Below are 7,506 nucleotides of genomic sequence, written 5' to 3' on the forward strand. Positions count from 1 at the left end.
GGAGGCCGCCGTAGGCTGGCGGCATGGATCTCGAAGCGCTGTACCGCGACCTGCACGCCCACCCCGAGCTCGCCTTCACCGAGCACCGAACCGCCGGCATCGTCGCCGAGCGGCTGAGAGACCTCGGCCTCGACGTCCACACCGGCATCGCCACCACCGGCGTCGTCGGCGTCCTGCGGAACGGCGACGGGCCGACGGTCCTGCTGCGGGCCGACATGGATGCTCTCCCGGTCCGCGAGCAGACCGGACTGCCCTGGGCCTCCACCGAGACGGTGACCGACGAGGCGGGGAACGCCGTGCCGCTCATGCACGCGTGCGGGCACGACATCCACATCACCTGCCTGCTCGGCGCCGTCGAGGCGCTGCAGGGGTCCACGGACGAGTGGTCGGGGACCCTCGTCGCGCTGTTCCAGCCGGCGGAGGAGCACGGCGGCGGAGCGCAGGTCATGGTCGACGACGGCCTGTACGAGAAGGTGCCGGTGCCGGACGTGGTGCTCGGCCAGCACGTGCTCCCGGCCCCGGCCGGCATGGTCGGCGCGCATCCGGGTGCGGCGATGGCGGCCGTCGACACCATGGAGGTGACCCTCCACGGCCGTGGTGGCCACGGTTCCCGCCCCGAGACGACCATCGACCCGGTCGTGATGGCCGCCGCGACGGTCATGCGGCTGCAGGGAGTCGTGTCGCGCGAGATCGCGCCGCACGACACGGCCGTCGTGACGGTCGGCAGCCTGCACGCCGGCACCAAGAACAACATCATCGCGGCGGAGGCGACGCTCGGCATCAGCGTGCGGAGCTTCAACGAGGAGGTGCGGCAGCGCGTGCTGGACGGCGTGCACCGCGTCATCGCGGCGGAGTCGCAGGCCTCCGGCGCGCCGAAGGAACCGCACCTCGAGTGGGGTGAGCGCTACCCGGTCACGGTCAACGACCCGGACTCGACCGCGCGGGTCAACGCCGCCTTCGCCGCGGAGTTCGGCGAGGACAAGGTGCTGCACCCGGGCGCGCTGTCCGGCAGCGAGGACGTCGGCAACCTGGCCACCGCGGCCGGCGCACCGCTCGTCTACTGGATGCTCGGCGGCGCAGACCCCGAGACCGTGCTGCGGGCGCTGGCCGCGGGGACGGCGGACACCGACATCCCGTCGAACCACTCGCCGTTCTTCGCGCCGATCCCGCAGCCGACGATCGACACCGGCGTCCGCGCGCTGGTCGTCGCCGCCCGGGAGTGGCTGGCGTAGCCCGCGCATCCATGGGTCGCAACACGCCGTGAGCCCGCGCGATTTACGGCGTGTTGCGTCCCACGGATGGGTCAGACGGTGGCGCCGGCGCGCATCCAGGCCGTCCCGCGGGCGCGGACGCCGAGCGTGACGGCGCGGGCGCCGAGGTAACCGAGCGCGAAGGCGGCGGTCAGGGCGGCGAGCCCGGCCGCGTCGTGGCCGCCCCAGGTCGCGGCTGCCGCCGCGAGCGGCACGAAGACGGCGACGTTCACCAGACCCGTCAGCGCCAGGTAGCGCGCATCCCCGGCGCCGATGAGCACCCCGTCGAGCACGAAGACGTAACCCCCCAAGGGGGCGCCGAGGCCGACGATCGCCAGGGAGAGCGGCAGTAGTGCGGCGACGGAGGCATCGCTCGTGAACAGCCCCGCCGCGAACGGGCTCAACGCGAGGGTGACGGCGCCGAGCACGGCCCCCGCCCCGACACCCCACTGGATGCAGCGCCTCAGCACCGCTCGGACCGTCTCGAGGTCGCCCGACCCCAGCCCCTTGCCGATGAGCGCCTGCGCGGCGATGGCGAGCGCGTCCAGGGCGAACGCGAGGGTCGCGAAGACGGTCATCGTCACCTGGAAGGCGGCCAGCTCGTCGGGTCCCAGCTGCGTCGCCGCGAACACAGCGAGCAGCATGGCCGCGCGGAGGCTCGCCGTCCGCATGAGCAGCCAGCCGCCGGCGCGGGCGGTGCGCCCGATCCCTGCGTGGTGGGGGAGGAGCGGCGCGCCGACCCGGCGTGCATGCCGGGCGACGATCACGACGTAGACGAGCACCATGCCCCACTGGGCCGCGACCGTCCCGAGCGCCGACCCGGCGATCCCGAGACCGGCGACGTAGATGAAGAGGTAGTTGAGCACGATGTTCACGGCGAACCCGGCGACGGCGACGGCCAGCGGCGTGCGGGTGTCCTGCAGGCCGCGCAGGAGGCCCGTCGCCGCGTAGACGAGCAGCATAGCCGGGAGCCCGAGCATCGAGATGCCCAGATAGACCGAGGCCTGTTCCGTCACGCCGGTGGATGCGCCGAACAGGGAGACGAGGAACGGCGAGGCCGCCCATCCCGCGCCCGCCAGAACGACGCCGAGGCCCAGCGCGAGCCAGCAGCCGTCCACCCCGGCGGCGACCGCTCCGCGTTCGTCGCCCGCGCCGAGCCGCCGTGCGACGGCCGGGGTCGTGCTGTAGGCGAGGAACACCATGAGCCCGACGATCGTCTGCAGCACCGCGCTCGCGATCCCGAGCCCGGCCAGCGGCTCGACGCCCAGGTGGCCGACCATCGCCGAGTCGGCGAGCAGGAAGATCGGCTCGGCGACGAGCGCCCCGAGGGCGGGCACGGCGAGCCGCAGGATCTCCCGATCGACGGGACGGCGCAGGCGGGTGCTCACGACCCTCAACGCTACCCGGGCGTTCGAGTGTCGCCGCAGCGATGTCGGAGGTCGTTCCTACAGTGGATGCATGAGCCACCTCATGCCGGAACCTCTCGCCACCTGGAGCTGGCGGCTGGAGCGCGTCCGCAACGGCCGTACGGTGCTCACCCGGTCGCAGGCTGCGACCGCGCGCACGGACCTCGCCAACGACCGGGCGGCGCATCCCGAGTCGTACGTCGGCTACGAGGAGGAGTACGCGACGGCGCTCGACGAGCTCGAGGTGCTGTCGCGACAGGCGAACCGGCACGACGACCTGCTCTCGGTCCTCGCGGCCGACCGCCGCAAGGCCGAGCGCGAATCCGGCGTGGCCACGGTGAGCGACGCGCGCTCCGGAGCGCGACCGCGAGTGTCGCTCGCGGCGGAGCACGACCGCGTCCCGGCCGGGCTGCCCGAGCCGCTGGACCAGTGGGTGCACCGCCTCATCCGCTACCGCGCCGGGGTCAAGATCATCTCGCCGATCGAGGCGGCGCGCGCCGAGATCCACCTGCGCAACGAGGCCGACCTGCAGCCGAAGGCCTACCGCTCGGGAGTGGCGGGCGCGTACTTCGCCCGCGTCGTCCGGGAGCTGGGCGAGATCGCGACCTCGGAGCGTCCGGGACGCCGTGACGTCGGGGCGCTCACCCGCGGGCTCAGCGACATCCCCGCCTGAGCGGGCAGCCGCCCCGTGGCGGCGGACCACTACGATCGACCCAGACGCGCCGAAGGGACGGCGGCGTCGAGGCGAACGGGGGAGTGCGGTGAGTCCGAACGAGGCGGCCCGGCTGCTCGGGGTGCCGCCGACCGCGAGCGCCGACGAGGTGCAGTATGCCTATGCGTCCCGCTTCCGGGAGGCCGGGGGCGACCCTCGGCGGATCGACGAGCTCACGGCGGCCCGGGATGCGCTGCTCGCGGCGTCGCCGTGGCGCCCGCCCGCCGGCCCGCAGCCCTCTCCGCAGCAGCAGCCTGCGTATCCGCAGCAGCAGCAGCCCGCGTATCCGCCGCAGCAGCAGCCTGCCGGATCCCTACCCGGCTACCCCGCCTCTCAGCCCGCCGCGCCGCAGCCGCAGCCGCAGCCGTCACAGAGCGCCTGGTACGCGCCTCCTCCCCCGCCGAACCGTCGCCGGCCCATGTCGACCGGGGCCGTCGTCGGCATCACTCTCGGGAGTGTCGCTGCGGGCCTGGTCGTCCTCTTGGTGGCCGTATTCGCCATCGCATCGATCGGTGCGAGTGCCGCGCGCGTCGCCGAAGCCGGCAGCTCCGCCAGGCCCACTCCGTACCAGGCACCGTCCGACGATCCGTCCGAGGATCCGACCGATGGGCCGACCGATGAGCCGACGACCGTCGAGGATTACGACGTCGACGGCGTCCACGTGCACTACGTCGACGGCTGGACGTTCGAGCTCACGGCCGCAGACTCCTGCGCCGCAGCCACCGTCACCGCCGGATTCGCAGACACCCCCGACGGCGACACCCTGGACGAGTGGAGCACGACGGTCGACTTCGCGGCGGGCGTTCCGGTCACCTTCACGATCCCGGACAGCGCCTCCACCTACGACTACGCGGGCATCGAATCCGTGCAGTGCGGCCAGGCCTGATCTCAGAAAACACAGTTTTCACAAATTACTGAAATGGGCGTAACATGCCGCCCATGAACGCAGTGATCGACGTCTCCGGGCTGGAGAAGCATTTCGGACGGGTCCGCGCTCTCGACGGGCTCGACCTCACCGTGACCCAGGGCGACGTGCACGGCTTCCTCGGGCCGAACGGCGCCGGGAAGTCGACCACCATCCGCGTGCTGCTCGGCCTCGCCAAGTCCGACGGCGGCCGGGCGACCGTGTTCGGCAGCGACCCGTGGCGGGATGCGGTGGAGCTGCACCGGCGACTCGCCTATGTTCCTGGCGACGTGAGCCTCTGGCCCAACCTCTCCGGCGGCGAGGCGATCGACCTGCTGTCCCGGCTGCGCGGCGGCACCGCCGACCGGGCCGCGTACGCCGCCCGCCGCAAGCGGCTGATCGAGGTCTTCCAGCTCGACCCGACCAAGAAGGGGCGCGCCTACTCGAAGGGCAACCGACAGAAGGTGGCGCTGGTCGCGGCCTTCGCCACCCCGGCCGACCTCTACATCCTCGATGAGCCGACCAGCGGGCTCGATCCGCTGATGGAGGCCATCTTCGCGTCCGAGGTGCACCGCGTCGCGTCCGAGGGTGCGACCGTACTGCTGTCCAGCCACATCCTCTCGGAGGTCGAGCAGCTCTGCGACCGCGTGAGCATCATCCGCGCCGGGAAGACCGTCGAGACCGGCACCCTGGAGGAGTTGCGCCACCTCACCCGCACCGAGGTCTCCTTCGCCGACGGCGACCACGACGAGGCCGCCCTCGCAACGATCCCGGGCGCCCACGAGCTGCGGGTGCAGGACGGGCGGGTGCGCTTCACGGCGGACAGCGACTCGCTCCCGCCCATGCTCGCCGCGCTGGCGCAGCTGCGCGTGCGCGGGCTGACCGTCGCGCCCCCGTCGCTCGAGGAGCTCTTCCTGCGTCACTACGGCGACGACCTCGCGGGCGCCGCCGCGGCCGACGCGGAACCCGCGAAGGAGGCGAAGGCACGATGAGCACCGCGACGGCACGACTCGAGCCCTCGCACGCGCACGAGGCCGCCCGGGGCGCGGGGCCGGTCGCGACCTTCCGCGCGCTGCTGCGCCAGCGCCTGCGCCGCGACCGCTGGCAGCTGCTCATCTGGGTGCTGGTCATCGCGGCGCTCGGGCTGTTCTCGGCCAGGAGCATCGAGCAGACCTTCGGCAGCGTCGCGGCGCGCACCCAGCTCATCCGGCTCGCCATCGCCGACCCGACGGTGCTCGTGCTCCGCGGCCTGCCGCAGGGCACCAGCCTGGCCTCCGTCACCTTCTTCGAGATCTTCGCGTTCCTCGCGGTGCTGGCCGGACTGATGAACACGTTCCTCGCCGTGCGGCACTCGCGCGCGGAGGAGGAGTCGGGGCGGGCCGAGCTGGTCGCCTCCACTCAGGCGGGCCGGGTGCTGCCGACGACGGCGACGGTCGTGCACGCCGTGGTGGCGGACGCGGCCGTCGCGGTGCTGACAGCGCTCGGCTTCGCGGCGGCCGGGCTGCCGGTCTACGGGTCGTTCGTCGCCGGCGCCGCGGTGGGCGGCGCAGGGCTCGCCTTCTTCGCCGTCGGGCTGCTGCTCGCTCAGCTGATGAGCACGTCGCGCGGCGCCAACGGCTTCGCCTCCGCCGTGGTGGTGCTCGCCTTCGCCCTCCGCGGCATCGGCGACGCGACCGGGACGCCGTTCGGCGACGGTACGCACGTGCGCTCGGCGTGGCCCACCTGGCTCAGCCCGATCGGGTGGGGCGAGCAGTTCGCCCCGTACACGGCGAACGACTGGCGGCCGCTGCTGCTGATGCTCGGTTTCGCGGCCGTCCTGGTGGCCGGCGTGTACGGCCTCCAGGCCGTGCGCGACACCGGCGCCGGCGTGATCCCGGAGCGGGCGGGCCGGGTGTCCGCATCGCCGCTGCTGAGCGGGGCGTTCGGGTTGGCATGGCGGCTGCAGTGGCCGATCGTGGTCGGCTGGACGGTCGGCGGCGCGCTCACGGGCCTGCTCGCCGGTGCGCTCGGCAGCCTGGTCGGCAGCTCGATCGCGAACGACCCGAGCCTCGCCGGGATCCGGCAGGAGATCGGCAAGATCGGGGCGGGCGGCTCCGGTCCGCTGACGCAGCTGTTCATCTCGGCGATCTTCTCGATCGTGGGCGTGCTCGCGGCGGCCTGCGCCGTCCAGGCCGTGATCCGGTTGCGCCAGGAGGAGGCGTCCGGCAGCGCCGAGACGCTCATGTCGACGCCGCTCGGCCGCATCCGCTGGCTGATGTCGTTCGTCGCCGTCGGCGTGCTCGCGATCGTGGCGGTGCTGCTCGCGGCGGCCATCGCGTCCGGCCTCTCGGCGGTCGCGTCGGGGCAGCCCTCGTCGACGATCGGCGATTCGATCGCCGCCGCGTCCGCGCAGCTCCCGGTCGCGCTCGTCTACCTCGGGGTGCTGACGCTCGTGTTCGTCCTGCTGCCGTCGTGGACCATCCCGGTCTCCTGGTCGGTTCTCGGCCTCGGCGCGTTCATCGGCCTCTTCGGCGGTCTGATCGACCTGCCCGACGGGGTCCGGCACCTCTCGCCGTTCGCGGATGCGCCGGTCGTGGTCGGCGACGTCGATTGGACCGGTGGATACTGGATGTTCGGCATCACGGTCGTCGCCCTCGCGGTCTCTGCGGCCCTGATCCGCCGGCGCGACTTCGCAATCGGATAGAGAGACGGTGCCCATGGCCACAGACGAGGCGGCGCTCGCCGAGGTGATGGAGCACTCCGCCGCGGTCCTGACGGCGGCCGGCTTCCCCAAGATGCCGGCCCGCGTCATGATGGCCCTCACGGTGACGGAGTCGCCGGGGCTGACCGCCGCCGAGCTCGCCGAGCGGCTGGAGGTGAGCGCCGCGGCGATCTCCGGTGCGGTCCGCTACCTGCAGACGCTGGGGATCATCCGTCGCCTCTCGCAGACCGGGAGTCGGCGCGACCGGTACGAGCTGCCCAGCGACTGGTACGCGCTCATGGTGCGCAACAGCCCGATCTACGGCACCCTCGCGGATCAGGCGGAGGCAGGCCTCGCCGCCGTCGGCGATCCGGAGTCGCCCGCGACCGAGCGCCTGCGCGACATGGCCGGCTTCTACCGCTTCCTGCAGCGCCGTCTCCCCACCCTCATCGCCGAGTGGGAGCAGGTCCGCGCCGCCGGCTCCTAGCCGCACCCCGCCGTCGAGTCCGCGAAGACTGCACGCGACACGCCGGCCCACCGTGCAGTCTTCGCGG

General features: G+C 73.1%; 7 protein-coding genes. 6 read left to right on the forward strand and 1 reads right to left on the reverse strand.

Going from position 1 to position 7,506, the window contains the following annotated elements; all coding sequences use genetic code 11:
- Positions 1–23: 23 nt before the first annotated feature.
- Positions 24–1,232: an amidohydrolase gene (locus HNO83_RS09440; protein ID WP_175337270.1), complete on the forward strand. Its 1,209-nt coding sequence runs from the start codon at positions 24–26 to the stop codon at positions 1,230–1,232.
- Between the two features lie 71 nt (positions 1,233–1,303).
- On the opposite strand, the gene HNO83_RS09445 is transcribed toward HNO83_RS09440, so the two are convergent.
- Entirely contained in the window at positions 1,304–2,638 is a 1,335-nt protein-coding gene (locus HNO83_RS09445) for an MATE family efflux transporter (RefSeq protein WP_175337271.1), read from the reverse strand.
- Positions 2,639–2,708: 70 nt separating this feature from the next.
- Here HNO83_RS09445 and HNO83_RS09450 point away from each other — a divergent pair, with 70 nt between their 5' ends.
- The 5 genes from HNO83_RS09450 to HNO83_RS09470 all read left to right on the forward strand — a co-directional run bounded on the left by HNO83_RS09450 (position 2,709) and on the right by HNO83_RS09470 (position 7,439).
- A complete protein-coding gene (locus tag HNO83_RS09450; RefSeq protein WP_175337272.1) occupies positions 2,709–3,329 on the forward strand; it encodes a hypothetical protein in 621 nt (206 codons plus the stop codon).
- Positions 3,330–3,417: 88 nt separating this feature from the next.
- Complete coding sequence (locus HNO83_RS09455; RefSeq protein ID WP_175337273.1) at positions 3,418–4,254, forward strand: hypothetical protein; 837 nt, start codon at positions 3,418–3,420, stop codon at positions 4,252–4,254.
- A 53-nt stretch (positions 4,255–4,307) separates the two neighbouring features.
- Complete coding sequence (locus HNO83_RS09460; RefSeq protein ID WP_175337274.1) at positions 4,308–5,264, forward strand: ABC transporter ATP-binding protein; 957 nt, start codon at positions 4,308–4,310, stop codon at positions 5,262–5,264.
- Positions 5,261–6,955, forward strand: a complete 1,695-nt coding sequence (locus HNO83_RS09465) for an ABC transporter permease (RefSeq protein ID WP_249776612.1) — start codon at positions 5,261–5,263, stop codon at positions 6,953–6,955. The genes HNO83_RS09460 and HNO83_RS09465 overlap by 4 nt, the downstream gene beginning before the upstream one ends.
- A 13-nt stretch (positions 6,956–6,968) precedes the next feature.
- Positions 6,969–7,439 carry a GbsR/MarR family transcriptional regulator gene (locus HNO83_RS09470; RefSeq protein ID WP_175337275.1) on the forward strand — a complete coding sequence of 157 codons (471 nt, stop codon included), beginning with the start codon at positions 6,969–6,971 and terminating at the stop codon, positions 7,437–7,439.
- Positions 7,440–7,506 lie beyond the last annotated feature (67 nt).

Origin of the sequence: Leifsonia sp. C5G2 (assembly GCF_013359685.1) — a bacterium.
Taxonomy (GTDB): domain Bacteria; phylum Actinomycetota; class Actinomycetes; order Actinomycetales; family Microbacteriaceae; genus Leifsonia.